Source organism: Allobosea sp., assembly GCF_048595345.1.
Classification (GTDB): Bacteria; Pseudomonadota; Alphaproteobacteria; order Rhizobiales; family Beijerinckiaceae; genus Allobosea.
The window spans coordinates 1-17692 of record NZ_JBMDWH010000123.1 but is presented as its reverse complement, the minus strand read 5'-3'; the positions used below and the strand labels follow the sequence as shown (position 1 = coordinate 17692).

The 17692-nt window shown below is 67.8% G+C and carries 16 protein-coding genes; 10 read left to right on the top strand and 6 right to left on the bottom strand.

All coding sequences use genetic code 11. The features are described from left to right. Positions 1-81 precede the first annotated feature (81 nt). Entirely contained in the window at positions 82-1242 is a 1161-nt protein-coding gene (locus ACOJTB_RS12210; RefSeq protein WP_420102794.1) for an amino acid ABC transporter permease, read from the top strand. Next, positions 1239-2282 carry an amino acid ABC transporter permease gene (locus tag ACOJTB_RS12205; RefSeq protein ID WP_420102793.1) on the top strand — a complete coding sequence of 348 codons (1044 nt, stop codon included), beginning with the start codon at positions 1239-1241 and terminating at the stop codon, positions 2280-2282. The genes ACOJTB_RS12210 and ACOJTB_RS12205 overlap by 4 nt, the downstream gene beginning before the upstream one ends. Positions 2283-2455: 173 nt before the next feature. On the opposite strand, the gene ACOJTB_RS12200 is transcribed toward ACOJTB_RS12205, so the two are convergent. Further along, positions 2456-3004 (bottom strand): GcrA family cell cycle regulator, encoded by a 549-nt coding sequence (locus ACOJTB_RS12200; RefSeq protein WP_420102792.1) that lies wholly within the window; start codon positions 3002-3004, stop codon positions 2456-2458. A 562-nt stretch (positions 3005-3566) separates the two neighbouring features. Here ACOJTB_RS12200 and ACOJTB_RS12195 point away from each other — a divergent pair. Genes ACOJTB_RS12195 through ACOJTB_RS12185 form a run of 3 tightly spaced genes read left to right on the top strand, consistent with a single transcriptional unit; the run spans position 3567 to position 6738 of the window. Then, positions 3567-4787, top strand: a complete 1221-nt coding sequence (locus tag ACOJTB_RS12195; RefSeq protein WP_420102791.1) for an aspartate aminotransferase family protein — start codon at positions 3567-3569, stop codon at positions 4785-4787. Positions 4788-4816: 29 nt separating this feature from the next. Further along, a complete protein-coding gene (gene argF / locus ACOJTB_RS12190) occupies positions 4817-5740 on the top strand; it encodes an ornithine carbamoyltransferase (protein ID WP_420102790.1) in 924 nt (307 codons plus the stop codon). After that, the gene (locus tag ACOJTB_RS12185) at positions 5740-6738 is read left to right on the top strand and encodes an Hsp33 family molecular chaperone (protein WP_420102789.1); all 999 of its coding nucleotides are present in this window, start codon (positions 5740-5742) and stop codon (positions 6736-6738) included. Before argF ends, ACOJTB_RS12185 begins: the two co-directional genes overlap by 1 nt. A 68-nt stretch (positions 6739-6806) precedes the next feature. Here ACOJTB_RS12185 and argE read toward each other — a convergent pair whose 3' ends face one another. Further along, the gene (gene argE / locus ACOJTB_RS12180) at positions 6807-7979 is read right to left on the bottom strand and encodes an acetylornithine deacetylase (RefSeq protein WP_420102788.1); all 1173 of its coding nucleotides are present in this window, start codon (positions 7977-7979) and stop codon (positions 6807-6809) included. Next, positions 7979-8371, bottom strand: a complete 393-nt coding sequence (gene apaG, locus ACOJTB_RS12175) for a Co2+/Mg2+ efflux protein ApaG (protein ID WP_420102802.1) — start codon at positions 8369-8371, stop codon at positions 7979-7981. The genes argE and apaG overlap by 1 nt, the downstream gene beginning before the upstream one ends. A gap of 200 nt (positions 8372-8571) precedes the next feature. Between apaG and ACOJTB_RS12170 the strand changes: the two genes are divergently transcribed. From ACOJTB_RS12170 to ACOJTB_RS12160, 3 genes are all read left to right on the top strand, one after another. Then, complete coding sequence (locus ACOJTB_RS12170; protein ID WP_420102787.1) at positions 8572-9660, top strand: 2'-deoxycytidine 5'-triphosphate deaminase; 1089 nt, start codon at positions 8572-8574, stop codon at positions 9658-9660. Positions 9661-9740: 80 nt separating this feature from the next. Beyond that, a complete protein-coding gene (locus ACOJTB_RS12165; protein ID WP_420102786.1) occupies positions 9741-9917 on the top strand; it encodes a hypothetical protein in 177 nt (58 codons plus the stop codon). A gap of 29 nt (positions 9918-9946) precedes the next feature. Further along, positions 9947-10543 carry an SCO family protein gene (locus tag ACOJTB_RS12160; protein WP_420102785.1) on the top strand — a complete coding sequence of 199 codons (597 nt, stop codon included), beginning with the start codon at positions 9947-9949 and terminating at the stop codon, positions 10541-10543. On the opposite strand, the gene ACOJTB_RS12155 is transcribed toward ACOJTB_RS12160, so the two are convergent. From ACOJTB_RS12155 to ACOJTB_RS12145, 3 genes are all read right to left on the bottom strand, one after another. Next, positions 10488-12266, bottom strand: coding sequence for a glycosyltransferase (locus ACOJTB_RS12155; RefSeq protein ID WP_420102784.1), 1779 nt, complete (start codon positions 12264-12266; stop codon positions 10488-10490). The two genes, ACOJTB_RS12160 and ACOJTB_RS12155, sit on opposite strands and share 56 nt — an antisense overlap. 265 nt (positions 12267-12531) lie before the next feature. Further along, a complete protein-coding gene (gene trpB / locus ACOJTB_RS12150; protein ID WP_420102783.1) occupies positions 12532-13773 on the bottom strand; it encodes a tryptophan synthase subunit beta in 1242 nt (413 codons plus the stop codon). Next, on the bottom strand, positions 13770-14489 hold the full coding sequence (locus tag ACOJTB_RS12145) for a phosphoribosylanthranilate isomerase (RefSeq protein WP_420102782.1): 720 nt from the start codon (positions 14487-14489) through the stop codon (positions 13770-13772). Before ACOJTB_RS12145 ends, trpB begins: the two co-directional genes overlap by 4 nt. Positions 14490-14494: 5 nt before the next feature. Between ACOJTB_RS12145 and ACOJTB_RS12140 the strand changes: the two genes are divergently transcribed. Together ACOJTB_RS12140 and typA are read left to right on the top strand one after the other, a co-directional pair. Next, a complete protein-coding gene (locus ACOJTB_RS12140; protein ID WP_420102781.1) occupies positions 14495-15850 on the top strand; it encodes a TAXI family TRAP transporter solute-binding subunit in 1356 nt (451 codons plus the stop codon). Between the two features lie 154 nt (positions 15851-16004). Next, positions 16005-17692 (top strand): translational GTPase TypA (gene typA / locus ACOJTB_RS12135; RefSeq protein WP_420102780.1); only part of this gene is annotated, 1688 nt, incomplete at its 3' end.

Genomic DNA, 17692 nt, shown 5'->3' with positions numbered 1-17692 from the left:
TCCGGCATGGATCCCGGGTCTTCACTTCGGTGCGCCCGGGATGACGGCGCGTTCGAGACGCAAGGTGCGAGGCCTCGCGGCATGACTGTCTTATCGATCCTCAACGACAAGCGCGTGCGCGACTGGGTCTACCAGATCGCGCTCGTCGTCGGTCTCGTCGCGCTCGTCGTCTTCTTCGTGCGCAACGCCTCGGAGAACATGGTCAAGGCCGGCATCGCCTCGGGCTTCGGCTTCCTCTGGCGCAGCTCGGGCATCGAGGTGCCCTTCGTCCTCACCGGCTACACCCAGGCCGACAATATCCTCGGCCTGTTCTGGGTCGGCGTCGCCAACACGATGCTGGTCAGCGTCATCGCGATCGTGCTGGCGACGTTGCTGGGCTTCGTTCTCGGCATTGCGCGGCTCTCCTCGCACTGGCTGCTCTCGACCATCGCCGGCGCCTATATCGAGTTCGTCCGCAACATCCCGCTGCTGTTCTTCGTGCTGTTCTGGTATTTCGGCGTCATCGCCGCCCTGCCGCAGCCGCGCCAGAGCATCGGGCTGTTCGGCGTCGCCTTCCTCAACAATCGCGGCCTGACGATCCCCTTGCCGGACGGCATGGAGGCCCTTCGGATTGCGGGGCTCGTCATCCTCGCCTGCATCGTCGCCTACGCCGCCTTCTCCGTCTGGGCCCGCAAGCGGCAGGAACGCACCGGCCGCCATGCGCCGACCTTGCGCGTCGGGCTGTTGCTCCTGCTCGTTCTTCCGGCGGTGGCGCTCGCCTGGGCGTGCCTCGCCACGCGCTGGGACGTGCCGGCCCTGCGCGGCTTCAATTACCGCGGCGGTTTCGTCGTCATTCCGGAATTCGTCGCGCTGCTGGCGGCGCTCGTCACCTATACGGCGGGCTTCATCGCGGAGATCGTGCGCGGCGGCATCCAGTCGGTCTCGCATGGGCAGACGGAAGCCGGCGCCGCGCTCGGCCTGCGCCCCGGCCAGATCCTGCGGCTCGTCACCATCCCGCAGGCGCTGCGGGTGATGATCCCGCCACTGACCAACCAGTATCTCAACGTGCTGAAGAACTCGTCCTTCGGTGCCGCCATCGCCTATCCAGACCTTGTCAGCCTGTTCATGGGCTCGGCCCTCAACAACACCGGGCAGGCGATCGAAATCATCGCCATGACCCTTGCCGTCTATCTCGTCATCGGCCTGGCGGTTTCGGCACTGATGAACTGGTACAATGCGCGCATCGCCCTGGTGACCCGATGAGCGGCTCCGGCACACTCGCCCTCTGGCGCCACCGGCTGTTCGGCACGCCGCTCACCGCGCTCGTCACGCTCCTGCTGGCCTTCGCGATCGCCTGGGCGGCCGTTCCGCTGATCCGCTGGGCGCTCATCGACGCGACCTGGCGCGGCACGACCCGGTCCGACTGCACGGCGGGCGGGGCGTGCTGGGTCTTCATCCGCGCCCGCTTCGGCCAGTTCATGTATGGGTTCTACCCCGCCGATCAGCGTTGGCGGCCCGATCTGGCCGGCATCGCCCTGGCGCTCGGCATCGCCGCGGTCGTGCTGGCGCCGCAGCGGCTGAAGCTCGGCCTCGGCCTTTCTCTGCTGGTGATCCTGCCGCCGCTGGGCATCTGGCTGATCGGCGGCGGGGCGGGCCTTCGCCCCATCGAGACGCGCGATTGGGGCGGGCTGATGCTCACCCTTTTCATCTCGGTCTATGCGAGCCTGATCGCGGTTCCGCTCGGCATCCTGCTCGCGCTCGGGCGGCAATCGCAGCTGCGCGTGGTCAGGCTCGTCAGCGTCATCTTCATCGAGTTCTGGCGCGGCGTGCCGATCATCGCCGTCATCTTCCTGGCCTCTCTGCTGCTGCCTTTGATCCTCCCTGGCGGCCTCGACATCGACCGGCTGGCCCGCGCCGTGATCGGCCTCGGCCTCGTCATCGCCGCCTATATGGCCGAAGCCGTGCGCGGCGGCCTGCAGGCCCTGCCGAAAGGCCAGCGCGAGGCGGCGACGGCGCTCGGCCTCACCTATTGGAAGGCGACGGGGCTGATCGTGCTGCCGCAGGCCTTGCGGATCTCGCTGCCGGCGATGACCAACGAATTCATCGCCCTGATCAAGAACACGACGCTGGTGCTGGTCGTTTCGATCCTCGATCTGCTCGGCATCGCGCAGGCTTCTCTCGCCGATCCGAACTGGGTCGGCATGAATATGGAGGCCTATGCCTTCTCCGGCGCGATCTATTGGTTGATCTGCTTCGCGCTCTCGCGCTGGAGCCGTTCGCTGGAGAAGCGGCGCAGGCTCTGAACGCCGTCACTCCGGGGCGAAGCGCAGCGCACGCCCCGGAATCGTTGTCATGAGGAGGCGCTGGTGCCTGCCGTCGCCGATGCCCGAAGCGAGCCCGAGCATGACGCACGCTCGAGCCGGCAACAAAAAACCGGCCTTTCGGCCGGCTTTTCAGGTTCCGATGCGCAATGCGCTCAGGCCCGGACCTTGCTGCGGTCGCGGCGCCGGTCGGCGGCCGGTTGATAGGCGATGCGAGCGTGATGCGTGCAGTAGGGCATGCCGGTCTGCGAGCGGGCGCCGCAGAAGCGGAATTCCGGGGTGGTCGGGTCGCCCATCGGCCAGCGGCACATATATTCGCGCAGATCCATGATCGTGACCCGCTCGGAGAAGGGGATCACCACCTCCTCGGCCTGCTGCCGCTGGGGAGCGGCCTGGGTTTCGGCCTCTGCCTGCTCCTCGAAGCTCGGCGCCAGGGCATGGGTGCCGCGCGTCGGTGCGGGATTCGCCATCGGATGGCTCGGCGCGCGCGCCGGCGCCTTGCGCGGAGCCGTCGCGCGCGGCGCTGCCGGTGCCGCGGCGCTCTTGGCCCGGCCGGAAAGGCCCAGCCGATGCACCTTGCCGATCACCGCATTGCGCGTGACGCTCCCGAGCTCGGCCGCGATCTGGCTCGCGCTCAGACCATCGCTCCAGAGCTTCTTGAGCAGCTCGACCCGCTCGTCGGTCCATGCTCCGGCTTCGTTCATCCGCATCACCTGTCTGTCGGGGCGGCTTCGGAAGGAAACCGCCCGTGAGGGTGCTTCGCTCGGAATCCGAAGTCGCGGCTTCTGTCGCAGGGACAAAAACCGTTGCTGTCGCAACAGGACCGGACTGGGGACGCCGCACGAAATGTCGTATCTGACGAGGCCGACCATACAAGGGGCGGTGACTCGCGGACAAGAGTCGCCGAATCCGAAAAGATCTTTTCCCCAGCCGAATGCCGATTGCGGGGCCGAGCGAATCTTTTCGGCAACACTTGTCTGAGGCCGCCGCCGCCTCGAGAATTGACACGGCCGGCCGCTTTCATCATATTTATCCACAACGTCGCCGCCCGCTCGGGCGGCGCTTATGTTTTGCGGAAACGGGATCGCTCCCGATCGGGACCGGACGATGCGGATGACGGCGCGACGAGAGGTGGGTCGAGGGCTGCGACGATAGCGTCGTCGCCGGGTCGTCATGCGCCTGCAAGAGACAGGCGGTGTATCCCGATCGCATCTCGACCCCAGCGTCTTCCCGATCTCACCCGTCCCCCCGCGAGGATCTGACGTTATGGCCTCCGTTTCCGCTTCCGCCGCTCCCTCCGTCCTTCTGCCGACCTATGCCCGCGCCCCCGTCGCTTTCGAGCGCGGCGAAGGCGCCTGGGCGATCACGGCCGACGGCACCCGCTATCTCGATTTCGGCGCCGGGATCGCGGTCAATGCGCTGGGCCACGCCCATCCGCATCTGGTCAAGACCCTGACCGAGCAGGCCGGCAAGATCTGGCACACCTCCAACCTCTATGGCGCGCCGGATGGCGAGCGCCTCGCCCGGCGCCTCTGCGAGGCAACCTTCGCCGAACGGGTGTTCTTCACCAATTCGGGTGCCGAGGCGAATGAGTGCGCCATCAAGATGGCGCGGAAATACCATGCCGCGAAGGGTCATCCCGAGCGCTACCGCATCATCACCTTCGAGGGTGCTTTCCACGGCCGCACGCTGGCGACCATCGCTGCCGGCGGCCAGCAGAAATACATCGACGGCTTTGGCCCCAAGGTCGACGGCTTCGACCAGGTGCCCTTGGACGACGAAGCCGCGCTCCGCGCCGCCATCACGCCCGAGACCGCCGCGCTGATGATCGAGCCGATCCAGGGCGAAGGCGGTCTGCGCACCGTTCCGGGCCGCTTCCTCAAGCTGCTGCGCGCGCTCTGCGACGAGCACGGCCTGATGCTGATCTTCGACGAGATCCAGACCGGCGTCGGTCGCACCGGCCAGTTCTTCGCCCATGAGCATCACGGCGTGACGCCGGACATCATGTCCGTGGCCAAGGGCATCGGCGGCGGCTTCCCGATGGGCGCGTGCCTCGCCACCGAGGAGGCGGCTTCGGGCATGACGCTCGGTACCCATGGCACTACCTTCGGCGGCAATCCGCTCGCCATGGCGGTCGGCAATGCGGTGCTGGACGTCGTTCTGGAGCCGGGCTTCATCGACCATGTCCGCCAGACCGCGCTGCGGCTGAAGCAGTCCCTGGCGGAGCTCAAGGACCGGCATCCGGACGTCATCGCCGAGATTCGTGGCGAGGGCCTGATGCTTGGCCTCAAGCTGCACACGCTCAACACCGAATTCGTCAGCGAGGCGCGCGCTCAGGGCATCCTGGTCGTGGGTGCTGGCGACAATGTCGTGCGTCTGCTCCCGCCGCTGATCATCTCGGATGCAGAGGTCGCCGAGGCGGCCTTGCGCCTCGACAAGGCCGCCAGCGCCGTCGAGGCCGGGCTGAAGCGGCCGGCTGCCGAGTAATCCATCTCTCCCAAGCGAAGGAAGCGCCCGTGACGCGCCATTTCCTCGATCTGTCCGATTTCTCCGGAAGCGAACTGCGCGCCATCCTGCGTGCAGGCGAGGAGATGAAGGCCAGGCGCCATACCCCCGCCGCCGCGGGCGACCGCCTGCTCGAGGGCAAGGTCGTCGCCATGGTGTTCGAGCAGCCCTCCCTGCGAACCCGCGTCTCCTTCGATGTCGGCATCCGCGAGCTCGGCGGCTCGCCGATGATGGTGACCGGCCGCGAGATCGAGCTGGGCGAGCGCGAGACCATCGCCGATACGGCGCGCGTCCTGTCGCGCTATGTCGATGCGATCATGATCCGCATGCTCGACCATGACGCCGTGGTCGAGATGGCGAAATACGCCTCGGTGCCGGTGATCAACGGCCTCACCAAGCGCCAGCATCCCTGCCAGGTCATGGCGGACGTCATGACCTATGAGGAGCGTCGCGGCGCCATCGCCGGCAAGCGGATCGCCTGGACGGGCGACACCAACAACGTGCTCACCTCCTGGGTCCACGCGGCCGGACGGCTCGATTTCGAACTCGCCATCGCGACGCCGGAGGAGCTGGCGCCGCCGCCGGCCCTCGTCCAATGGGCCAGGAAGCAGGGCGCCAGGATCACCCTGACCACCCGCCCCGAGGAGGCCGTCGAGGGTGCCGATTGCGTCATCACCGATTGCTGGGTCTCGATGGGTGACGACGACGAAGGCACCCGCCACAATCTGCTGCGGCCTTACCAGGTCGATGAGCGGTTGATGGAGCGTGCCGAGAAGGAGGCGATCTTCATGCATTGCCTGCCGGCGACGCGCGGCGAGGAGGTGACCGACGCCGTCATGGACGGGCCGCACTCGGCCGTGTTCGACGAGGCCGAGAACCGCCTGCATGCGCAGAAGGGCATCCTCGCCTGGTGCTTCGGCGGGGTGGCGGCCTGATGGCCGATCGCAGCGTGGACGTCTCGCTCGACGATCGAGTCGTGCCCTTCGCGGTGCCCGATCTCGATGTGCGCGGCCGCGTCGCGCGGCTGGGCGCTTCGATCGACACCATTCTGGACCGGCACGATTACCCAGCGCCGGTCGCCCGCGTGCTCGGCGAGGCCGCGGCGCTGACCGTGCTGCTCGGCACCGCGCTGAAATTCGAGGGCCGTTTCCAGCTCCAGACCAAGAGCGACGGCCCGATCTCGATGATGGTCGTCGACTTCAACGCGCCGGATAATTTCCGCGCCGTCGCCCATCTCGACGAGGCCAAGCTGGTGGAGGCGATCGCGCTCGACAGGCTCTCGACGGGGGATCTGCTCGGCGAGGGCCATCTGGCGATGACGATCGATCAGGGTTCGGCGACGACGCGCTATCAGGGCATCGTCGCGCTTCAGGGCCAGAGCCTGGAAGAGGCGGCGCATCAGTATTTCCTGCAATCGGAGCAGATTCCGACGCGCGTGCGCCTCGGCGTCGGCACCGTCACCAGCGGCGGCAAGCCGCAATGGCGCGCCGGCGGCATTCTCGTGCAGTTCATGCCGCATTCGCCGGATCGCCTGCGCGCGGCCGACATCCACCCCGGCGACGCGCCGGAGGGGCACGACATCCTCACCAGCCAGGACCCGGATGGCATCGAGGACGATGCCTGGACCGAGGCGCGCTCGCTGGTCGAGACGGTCGAGGATCACGAGCTGCTCGACCCGATGCTGGAGAGCGAGCGGCTGCTCTATCGCCTGTTCCATGAGCGCGGCGCACGGGTGTTCGAGCCGGTGGCGGTTCGCGAGGCCTGCCGCTGCTCGCGCGAGCGCGTGCTGACCATGCTGCGCGGGTTCTCGCCGGATGATCGCCGGGCGATGATCGCCGATGACGGCAAGCTCGGCGTCACCTGCGAATTCTGCTCGCGCCGCTACTCTTTCGAGCCGTCCGAGGTCGAGGACGGGCAGGCGGCGGGTTCGTAACAGCGCCGGAGCCGGGACCGAGAACCCCTCTCCTGTAAGGAGAGGGTTCCCCCCGCAACGCGCAACGTCTATCCCCGGCACTCGGCCATCAGCTTGCGCATGAAGGCCTCGCCGGCCTGCAGCTGCTCCAGCGTGATGTATTCGTCGGGCTGATGCGCCTGGTCGATCGAGCCCGGCCCGCACACCACCGTCGGAAGCCCGGCCTTCTGGAAATGCCCGGCCTCGGTCGCATAGGCCACCGCGATCGTATCGTTGCGGCCGGAGAGGCGCATGGCGAGCCGCTCGGCGGTGGAGCCGGGATCGGGCGCCAGCCCCGGCACGTCGGAGGTCATGACCGTCTCGATCGCCGAGGAGGGCGCGGTCTGCCGCATCCGCGCCAGCACGCCCTGCGCCTTGGCCGCGAAACGCGCCGGCCCCGCCTCCGGGTCGGAGCCGGGCAGGGTGCGGATTTCCCAGGCGAGTTCGGCTCGGTCGGCGAGGATGTTGCGGGCGATGCCGCCATGGAACTTGCCGAGATGAACCGTCTCGAAGGGCGGGTCGAACCGGCCGCTGCCGTCGGGCCGCGTCTTCGCCTCCTCCTGCATGGCGTCGAGTTCGGCCGCCAGCAGCGCGCCGGCATGCACCGCGCTCGCCCCCAGATGCGGCTTGGAGGAATGGGCGGCAAAGCCCCTGATCGTCGTCAGGAAGGTGCGGATGCCCTTATGCGCGTCGGCGATGTCGAGCATGGTCGGCTCGCCCACGATCACCGCCGTCGGCCGGGGCAGCGTCCTGCCCATCGCGGCGATGCCGTCGACGACGCCGAGACAGGTCAACTCTTCGTCGTAGGACAGGAAGAGGTGGATCGGCGTGCGAAGCTCGGCGGCGAGAAAATCGGGCACCAGCGCGAGTGCCAACGCCACGAAGCCCTTCATGTCGACCGCGCCGCGGCCATAGGCTCGGCCGTCCTCGACATGCAGCGTGAAGGGATCGCGGCTCCAGGCCTGTCCCTCGACCGGCACGACATCGGTATGGCCGGAGAGGACCACGCCGCCCTTGTCCTGCGGGCCGAGGGTCGCGAACAGCGCGGCCTTGTCGCCCGTGGCATTGGGAAAACGGTGGCACGCCACGCCCCAGCCGGCGAGATAATCCTTGACGAACTCGATCAGCGGCAGGTTGGTCTTGTGGCTCACCGTGTCGAAGGCGACGAGGCGGGCGAGCATGTCGAGCGGCGCAAGCCGCTCGCCGGCCTTGGGGGCGGGCATCAGTGCAGAACCTTCTTCACATAAGGGGAATCGAGCGGGAACAGCGGCACGGCGATCTCGAGCGCCTCGCCGCGCTCGTCCTGCATGGCATAGGCGCCCTGCATCGAGCCATGCGGCGTCGCCAGCGGGCAGCCCGAAGTGTAGCTGAAGCTTTCGCCCGGTCGCAGCACGGGCTGCTGTCCGACCACGCCCTCGCCCCGCACCTCGTGGATGCGGCCATGGCCGTCGATGATCGTCCAGCGCCGGGTCAGCAGGCGCAGCGTCTGCCCGGACAGGTTCACGATCTCGATCGCATAGGCCCACACATAGCGGTCCTGGCCGGGCTCGGAATCGGCTTCCAGAAAGCGCGGCTGGGCCGTCACCCGCACGCCTTGCGTCTCGGCTGCGTAGATGGCTCCGGCCTGCGGCTCGCCGCTGTTCTTGCGATTTTGCGCCATGCCTCAGTTACGGGCGGGGCAGCCCGGCGGTCAATCCGTTGCGGCCGGGCATTAGGAGTGGACAAGTCGAGAGCGGGCCTCGCCGCCGCCGCCCGGCTCGCTTGGCGTTTCGGCCGCGCTTCGCTAGCAATGACCGATTATCCTCCGGACATCGCATGCTGCCTTTCAAGCCCGGCATCCAGCCAGACAGCTCCATCCACGCCTTCATCGAGCAGGGCGCGATCCGGCTCGCGCATCCGCCGGCCGATGGCCAGATCCAGCCGGCGAGCCTCGATCTGCGGCTGGGCGAGAAGGCCTATCGCGTTCGCGCGAGCTTCCTGCCAGGCCCCGAGCGCACGGTGCGCAGCCGCATCGACGATCTGTCCCTGCACGAGATCGACCTGACCCGCGGCGCGGTGCTGGAAACCGGCTGCGTCTACATCGCCGAGCTGATGGAGGGGCTGACCCTCCCCAGGGGCCTGCGCGCGGCGGCCAATCCCAAGAGCTCCACCGGCCGCCTCGATGTCTTCACCCGGGTCATCACCGACCGGGCCCGCGAGTTCGATCTCGTCGAAGACGGCTATGACGGCCCGCTCTTCATCGAGATTTCGCCCCGCACCTTCCCCGTGCTGGTCCGCAGCGGTTCGCGCCTGTCCCAGATCCGGTTCCGCGCCGGCGAAACCCGCCTCGACGACCGGGCGCTGGAGGCGATCCATCTGCGTGAGACCTTGGTCTCGGCGGCCGAGCCGTCTTTCCAGGGCGGAGTCGCGGTCAGCGTCGATCTGTCAGGCTTCGACGGGCTGCTGGGCTATCGCGGCAAGCATCATACCGCGCTGATCGATGTCGACCGCGTCGGCGCCTATCGCGCCAGCGAGTTCTGGGAGCCGATCCCGGACGACCGCTCGGGCGCGATGATCCTCGATCCCGGCCAGTTCTACATTCTCGCCTCGAAGGAAGCGGTGCATGTCCCGCCCGATTACGCGGCGGAGATGACGCCCTTCGACGCGCTGGTCGGCGAGTTCCGCGTCCATTACGCCGGCTTCTTCGACCCCGGTTTCGGCCATGCCGCCGCCGGCGGCCGCGGCGCCCGCGCCGTTCTGGAGGTGCGCTCGCGCGATGTGCCCTTCATCATCGAGGACGGGCAGATCGTCGGGCGGCTGGTCTACGAGACGATGGCGGAGCGCCCGGCTGCGCTCTACGGCGCCGGGCTGAAGTCGAATTATCAGGGCCAGGCGCTCAAGCTCTCCAAGCATTTCCTCGCCTGAGGCAGCCCCTGCCCTGAGCGCGGCCCGCCTGCGTCACCCGGGCGCTTTCATGGCACGCGCTTCGGCGCTATGCATGCGCCATGGCCGAGGTGGAACCCCGTTCGGAACCGGAAGCCCAGGCTCCCAGCCGGGCCGGGATCCTGCTGTTGTGCGGCGGGGCCTTCGCCCTGCTGCTGACGGGGCTTCTGCTCTGGTGGCGCGAGGGCACGCGCCTGTTCACCGATGGGCTGATCGCCACGCTCGTCGCCTGCTTCTGACGTTCCAGCCCCGCATCGGACCCGAAACCGTGAATCGCCGCCTCGTTCTGCCGCTGGTCGTCTTTCTCGTCGGTGCGCTGGCGCTGATCGGCGCCGCCATCCTCACCTTCTCGCCCGGGCCGCGCACCACCAGCAGCGGCACGGCCAGCGTGGGCGGGCCCTTCACCCTGACGACGCAGGACGGCAAGCCGTTGTCCGACACGGACCTGAAGGGTGCACCCTTCCTCGTCTTCTTCGGCTTCACCCGCTGCCCAGACATCTGCCCGACCAAGCTCTTCGAGATTTCCGAGGTGCTGCGCGCGGCCGGCGATGATGCCAAAGCGAAGAATCTGAAGGCGCTCTTCATCACCGTCGATCCCGAGCGCGACACTCCCGAGACGATGAAGAATTATCTCGGCTCCTTCGATCCGCGCATCATCGGCCTGAGCGGCGATCGCAACGCCATCGATGCCGTGATCAAGTCCTATCGCGCCTATGCCAAGAAGGTGCCGCTCAAGGACGGCGACTACACGATGGACCACACCGCTCTGGTCTATCTCATGGACGGCAAGGGCAGCTTCGTCGGCGCCTTCAATATCGAGCAGCCGCCGGCGCAGGCCGCTCAGGAATGGCTGCGCCACTCGTGAGCGGCTCGGCGGACTCCAGCGGCCGGCGCTGCCTGGCGAGGCCGTGCTCCGTCTTGGTCCAGCCGAAGCGGCAGGTGAAGAAGGCATAGAACGCCATCCATGCCGCGACGCAGACCAGCCCATAATAGATCGGCAGCAACGGCAGAACCCGCAGCAGTCGCGGATGGCCGAGCCGCAGCGCGCCCAAGGCCGGCGGCAGGAACAGGGCCGGGATGCCGAGGAGACCGATGACGGTGGCGAAGGCGGCGGTCACGGTGGTGAAGGCGCCGCTCGGAGACAAAAGCGTACCCTCCCAGATGGCGCAGGCCGTGGCGACCGCGAAGATCGGATAGCCTAGCGCGGTGACGATGGTGCCGATCAGCAGCGAAGCGAAGGCCAGGCTCGCCGACAGGCCAGCCTCCCGCAGCAACTGGACCGGCTCGCGCGAATGCGTCATGGCGGTCTGGAGATAGCCTTTGATCCAGCGCGAGCGCTGCCCCAGCCAGGCCCTCACCGAAACCGGAGCCTCCTCTCGGGTGCGCGACGGCAGATCCGCCATGTGATAGCCGGCGCGGGCGAGGCGAATGCCGAGATCGGCATCCTCCGTGACGTTCCAGGCGTCCCAGCCGCCGACCGCGCGCAGCGCCTCGGTGCGAAAATGGTTCGATGTGCCACCCAGCAGGATGGGCAACCCGGCGCGCAGCAGGCCGGGATTAATGACCTCGAACAGCCCGGCATATTCCAGCGCGAACAGAGCGGGCAGCCACCCTTCCCGCGCATGGTCGATCACGAGTCGGGCCTGAAGACAGGCCAGCTCTGCCGGCCCGCGCTGGAAGCGCGCTGCGGCCAGCCGCAATTGCTGCGGATCGGGAATATCCTCTGCGTCGAAAATGGTGAACAGCGCACCGCGCGCCTCGGCCAAGGCGAGATTGAGAGCACGCGGCTTGGTCCGGGGCAGGCCGGGCGGCACGACCGTGACGCCGATATGCGCAGGCAGCGCGATGGCGGCCAGCGCTTTCAGCATGCCGGCATCGTCGGCCTCGATCAGCAGCCGGATATCGAGCTTCGCCGCGGGGTAATCGAGCGCGGCGAGGCCCCGTAACAGCTGGTCGAGAACCTTTTCCTCGCGATAGAGCGGGATCGCGACCGTGTAGATCGGCAACCGGGCGTCGTCGAGCCGCCAGCGATAGGTGCGCCACAGATCCGGTCCCTGCGGATCCATCGCCGCGCTGAGCCGCAGGAAGATCAGGCCGAGAAAGACTGGGGAGATCGCCAGCGCGAGCAGGCAGAAGGTCTGGATCGGCGCGAAGGCCCCGCCCAGCGTCGTCGCCATCAGGGCGAGCCCCGCGGCGATGGTTTGCCCCCGGCTGGCCGGAAGCCTGGCGCTGATCCGTGCCAGCCCCGGCTCGTCGAGATTGGCGGCCTGCGTCGCGAGCGCAGCTCCATTCGCACGCCGCAGCGCCTCGGCGAAGCGGCGCGGCGTAGTGACCGCCACATCGCGCCGCCCGAGCGGGCCGGTTTGGATCATGGCACGCAGCGCCGGCGCTTCCGGCGCGAGCATGAAACGGTAGTGCCGAGCGGACCTCCCGCCGCAGGGCGCGATGCCTCCTCGCAGAATCCGTGCCGGCTCGCCTCCGGCGGCCAGTTCCACCATGTCGGCTTGAAAAGCCAGACCGAGTTCGGCCGCGAGCGCGCGGTAGTACTGCTCCTCGTCGGTCAGACCGAGTGCGAAAGCCTCTCTCACCGGGCAGGTCCGGTTGCGCACAGCAAGTCGCGCGGCGCGGGCCAGACCATCCGTCGAGACGCCATGAGCTGGGAGGAATGCCAATTCGACCGGTAGGGCCGAGCCATACCGGCGGTCGGAACCGCTCGCCTCTGCCCCCAGGACGTCCAACCCCGCCCGAACCCCACGCTACAAACCGCGCGGATCGCACGGTCGGCATGATCGTCCTTTGCCTTGGGGCAGGAGTCGAGTCGCTTGTTTGTGCAGGTGCGAAGCGCGGGAGGGTTTACCGCCCGGCCAGGATCTCCGCGACCTGCGGGATGTCCTTGTCACCGCGGCCCGAGAGGTTGACCACCATCAGATGGTCCTTCGGCTTCTGCGGGGCGAGATCGGCAACGCGGGCGAGCGCATGGGCGCATTCCAGGGCGGGGATGATGCCTTCCAGCCGGGAGATCAGCTGGAAGCCTTCCAGCGCCTCCTCGTCGGTGGCCGAGAGATAGGTCGCGCGTCCGATATCGTGCAGCCAGGAATGCTCGGGGCCGATGCCGGGATAGTCGAGCCCCGCCGAGATCGAATGGGCATCGGTGATCTGGCCGTCCTCGTCCATCAGCAGGAAGGTGCGGTTGCCATGCAGCACGCCGGGCCTGCCGCCGGTCAGCGAGGCGGCGTGGAGCCCGCTCGCGACGCCGTGGCCGGCCGCTTCCACGCCGTAGATCTCGACGCCCGGATCGTCGAGGAAGGGGTGGAACAGGCCCATGGCGTTGGAGCCGCCGCCGATGCAGGCGATCAGCGAGTCCGGCAGGCGTCCTTCGGCCTCCATCATCTGCTCGCGGGTTTCCTTGCCGATGATCGACTGGAAATCGCGCACCATGGCCGGATAGGGATGCGGGCCCGCGACGGTGCCGATGCAGTAGAAGGTCGTGCCGACATTGGTCACCCAGTCGCGCAGCGCCTCGTTCATCGCGTCCTTGAGCGTCTTGGTGCCGGATTCGACCGGGACGACCTTGGCGCCGAGCATCTGCATGCGGAACACGTTGGGCGCCTGCCGGGCGACGTCGACCGCGCCCATATAGACGATGCATTCGAGGCCATAGCGGGCGCAGAGCGTCGCGGTCGCGACGCCGTGCTGGCCGGCGCCGGTTTCGGCGATGATGCGCTTCTTGCCCATGCGCCGCGCCAGCAGGATCTGGCCGAGCACGTTGTTTACCTTGTGGGAGCCGGTGTGGTTCAGCTCCTCGCGCTTGAGATAGATCTTGGCGCCCGAAAGACCGGAGGTCGACTGGCTGCGAAAATGCTCGGTCAGGCGTTCGGCGAAATAGAGCGGCGAGGGCCGGCCGACATAATGCTTCAGCCCCTCGTTCATCTCGGCGTGATAGGCTGGGTCAGCCTTGGCGGCGTTATAGGCCTCCTCCAGCTCGAGAATGAGCGGCATGAGGGTTTCGGCGACGAAGCGGCCGCCGAACAGACCGAAGCGGCCATTCTCGTCCGGGCCGTTGCGATAGCTGTTGGGAGGGGTGGGGGCGTTCATGCGCTCAGGCCTTCTTTCTGGGCCGCGGCGGCCCTGCGGGCGGCCGCGACGAATTCCGCGATCCGGGCGGGATCCTTGACCCCCGGCGCGCTCTCGACGCCCGATGATACGTCGATGCCCGCCGGCCGGGTCACTGCGATCGCCTCGCCGACATTGGCCGGATCGAGCCCGCCCGATAGCATGAAGGACCGCGCAGGGTCGAGGCCGGCGAGCAGCGTCCAGTCGAACGGACGGCCATGGCCGCCGGGATAGGCGGCATCCTTCGGCGGCTTGGCATCGAGCAGGATCCGGTCGGCCTGGCCGGCATAGCGCTCGACCGCGAGCAGATCGGCAGCATCGGAGATGCCCAGCGCCTTCATCACCGGGCGGCCGCTGGCTTTTGCGAGACGGGCCACGGCCTCCGGCGCTTCCGCGCCGTGCAGCTGCAGCCAGTCGGGTTTCAGCATCTCAGCCATCTCCACAGCGCGCGCCTCCTCCCAGTCCACGATCAGCGCGACGATCTCCGCCTTGCCGCGCGCCATCCGGGCCAGATCGGCGGCCCGCTCGGGCGAGACGTAGCGCGGGCTGCGCGGATGGAAATTCAGGCCGATCATGTCGGCGCCGGTATCGAGCGCCGCTTCCATCGTCTCGGGCGTGGACAGGCCACAGATCTTGATGATCACGCTGCGGAACCTTTCTTCTCCGGCGCTCTTAGCATGGGGCGGCGGCTCGTGCATGCGGCATGGTCGTCGCACTTGCGACATCATCGCGCGTGAAGCCATTCTGGGCGGGGGAGGATGGAGCATTGCGCATGGGGCGGCGCGGGTTTTGGGTGCTGGCGGGCCTGCTCGCCCTGTCCGGCTTGGCCGTGACCGGCTTCTACGTCTTCACCCAGCCGCGCACCCTGCGCCTGGCGGCTGGGCCGTTGCGTTCGGAAGACGCCCGGATGGCGGCGGCTTTCGTGCAGGGGCTCAACCGCGACAAGGCATCGGTCCGGCTCCGCCTGATCCTGACCGAAGGGGCTGAGGACAGCGCGCGGCGCGTGGATGCCGGGGAGGCCGATCTCGCCCTGCTGAGGTCCGACATCGCCGTGCCCTCCACGGCCGATACGGTCTTGATCACCCGTCGCACCTATCCCTTCTTCATCACGACCAGGGAGACGGGAATCGGCCGCATCGCCGATCTGCGCGGCCGCAGGGTCGGCGTTCCGCGCGAGCCTGTCGGAAACACGGTGCTGCTGAAGCGTGTGCTCGCGCAATACGAGGTCGGCGCCGAAGAACTCCAGATCGTCCCGCTCGGCCAGGACGAGATCGTGCAGGCGGCGCGCGACAAGCGCATCGACGGCTTCTTCTCCATCAATGCCGTCGGCTCCCATACCAATAATGACGGGCTCAAGCGCCTGCGCTCGGCCTGGGGCGAGGACCCGGTCCTGATCCCGATCCGGGAGGCCGATGCGCTGGCCGCGCATTACCGCGCCATCGAATCCGGCGAGATCGTGCGCGGTGCGCTCGGCGGCGATCCGCCCCGGCCGGCCGAGAGCCTGCCGACGATCTCGATCACCTCGCGCCTTTTCGCCTCGCAAAGTCTCGACGACAATCTCGTCGGCGAACTCACCAAGGACATTCTCGGCCTGCGCCTGACGCTCGCCGGCGAAGTGCCGGCCATCGCCGCGCTGGAGACGCCCGCCACCGACAAGGACGCGCCGCTGCCGGTGCATTCCGGCGCCGCCGCCTATATCGACGGCGAGCAGGAGAGCTTCTTCGACCGCTATGGCGACTGGTTCTATATCGGCGCGATGGTGCTGTCCGGCGTCGGCACGGGCGGGGCCGCCCTGCTCGGCCGCGAAAGCGCCAATCGCCGCCGGCGTGCCATGCAGGGGCTCGACGAATTGCTGGAGCTGCTCGGCGTGATCCGCTCCTGCGAGGACGAGACGGAGCTGATGCGGCTGGGGCAGGAGGCGGACATGATCCTTAGCCGCGTGCTCACCGACTATGCCAAGGGCGATCTCGACGTCGCTGCGCTCGCCGCCTACCGCCTGGCCATCGACCAGGTGGGGCGCGCCGTGGCCGAAAGGCAGCGCCTGCTGGCGGAAATCTAGGCGCGTTCACCTTTCGGCGCCCCGCATGGTTGCCCAAATCCGCTTCTGCGGTTATGTGCAGCGCAACGAAATCCAGATTCACGTGAAACAGGCTGCGCCGGCGGGGCATTGCTCCTGACCGGCCCGTGGCCTTGAAGACAAGGCCACGCCCCGCATGTCCATGCGCAACATCGCGATCATCGCGCACGTCGACCACGGCAAGACCACGCTCGTGGACAAGCTGCTCCAGCAATCCGGCGCCTTCCGCGACAACCAGCGCGTCGCCGAGCGCGTGATGGACTCCAACGACCTCGAGAAGGAGCGTGGCATCACCATCCTGGCCAAGGCGACCTCGGTCGTCTGGAAGGATACGCGCATCAACATCGTCGACACCCCCGGCCACGCCGATTTCGGCGGCGAGGTCGAGCGCATCCTGAACATGGTCGATTCCGCCATCGTGCTGGTCGATGCCGCGGAAGGCCCGATGCCGCAGACCAAATTCGTGGTCTCCAAGGCGCTGAAGCTCGGCCTGCGCCCGATCGTGGCGATCAACAAGGTCGACAAGCCCGACGCGCGCACCACCGAAGTCATCAACGAGGTCTTCGACCTCTTCGCCGCGCTCGACGCCACCGACGAGCAGCTCGATTTCCCGATCCTCTACGGCTCGGGCAAGCAGGGCTGGATGGCGCCGTCGCCGGAAGGCCCGCAGGATCAGGGCCTCGCCCCGATGTACGACCTCATCCTCAAGCATGTGCCGGCTCCCAAGGTCGAGGACGGCCCGTTCCGAATGATCGGCACGCTGCTCGAGGCCAACCCCTATCTCGGCCGCATCATCACCGGCCGCGTCACCTCCGGCTCGGCCAAGCCGAACCAGACGATCAAGGTGCTCTCGGGTGACGGCACCACCGTCGAGACCGGCCGAATCTCCAAGATCCTCGCCTTCCGCGGCATCGAGCGCCAGCCGATCGAGGAAGCCGTCGCGGGCGATATCGTCTCCATCGCCGGCCTGGTGAAGGGCACCGTCGCCGACACCTTCTGCGACCCTTCCGTTACCGAGCCGATCGAGGCCCAGCCGATCGATCCGCCGACCGTTTCCATGACCTTCTCGGTTAATGATTCGCCGCTCGCCGGCACCGAAGGCGACAAGGTCACCACCCGCGTCATCCGCGACCGCCTGCTCAAGGAGGCTGAGGGCAATGTCGCGCTGAAGATCGAGGAAGCGACCGACAAGGACAGCTACATCGTCTCCGGCCGCGGCGAACTCCAGCTCGCCATCCTCATCGAGACGATGCGCCGCGAGGGCTTCGAGCTCGGCGTCTCCCGTCCGCGCGTCGTCTTCACCCGCGACGAGGCCGGCAAGCTGCTCGAGCCGATCGAGGAGGTCGTGATCGACGTCGACGAGGAGCATTCCGGTGTCGTCGTGCAGAAGATGTCGGAGCGCAAGGCCGACATGCTGGAGATGCGTCCTTCCGGCGGCAACCGCCAGCGGCTTGTGTTCCATGCTCCGACGCGCGGCCTGATCGGCTATCAGGGCGAATTGCTGACCGACACCCGCGGCACCGCGATCATGAACCGCCTGTTCCATGCCTATGAGCCCTACAAGGGTGAGATCGCCGGCCGCCGCAACGGCGTGCTGATCGCGATGGAGACCGGCGAGGCCGTGGCCTATGCCCTTTGGAACCTCGAAGATCGTGGCCCGATGATGATCGAGCCCGGCTGGAAGGTCTATCAGGGCATGATCGTCGGCGAGCACACCCGCGAGAACGATCTCGAGGTGAACGTGCTCAAGGGCAAGAAGCTCACCAACATCCGCACCACCTCGAAGGACGAGGCCGTGCGCCTCACCCCGCCGATCCGGATGAC

Bases quoted from the DNA above. Each gene is read 5' to 3' on its own strand.
- ACOJTB_RS12210 (WP_420102794.1), top strand. From the start codon at position 82: ATGACTGTCTTATCGATCCTCAACGACAAGCGCGTGCGCGACTGGGTC.
- ACOJTB_RS12205 (WP_420102793.1), top strand. From the start codon at position 1,239: ATGAGCGGCTCCGGCACACTCGCCCTCTGGCGCCACCGGCTGTTCGGC.
- ACOJTB_RS12200 (WP_420102792.1), bottom strand. From the start codon at position 3,004: ATGAACGAAGCCGGAGCATGGACCGACGAGCGGGTCGAGCTGCTCAAG.
- ACOJTB_RS12195 (WP_420102791.1), top strand. From the start codon at position 3,567: ATGGCCTCCGTTTCCGCTTCCGCCGCTCCCTCCGTCCTTCTGCCGACC.
- ACOJTB_RS12185 (WP_420102789.1), top strand. From the start codon at position 5,740: ATGGCCGATCGCAGCGTGGACGTCTCGCTCGACGATCGAGTCGTGCCC.
- argE (WP_420102788.1), bottom strand. From the start codon at position 7,979: ATGCCCGCCCCCAAGGCCGGCGAGCGGCTTGCGCCGCTCGACATGCTC.
- ACOJTB_RS12170 (WP_420102787.1), top strand. From the start codon at position 8,572: ATGCTGCCTTTCAAGCCCGGCATCCAGCCAGACAGCTCCATCCACGCC.
- ACOJTB_RS12165 (WP_420102786.1), top strand. From the start codon at position 9,741: ATGGCCGAGGTGGAACCCCGTTCGGAACCGGAAGCCCAGGCTCCCAGC.
- trpB (WP_420102783.1), bottom strand. From the start codon at position 13,773: ATGAACGCCCCCACCCCTCCCAACAGCTATCGCAACGGCCCGGACGAG.
- ACOJTB_RS12145 (WP_420102782.1), bottom strand. From the start codon at position 14,489: ATGCACGAGCCGCCGCCCCATGCTAAGAGCGCCGGAGAAGAAAGGTTC.
- ACOJTB_RS12140 (WP_420102781.1), top strand. From the start codon at position 14,495: ATGGTCGTCGCACTTGCGACATCATCGCGCGTGAAGCCATTCTGGGCG.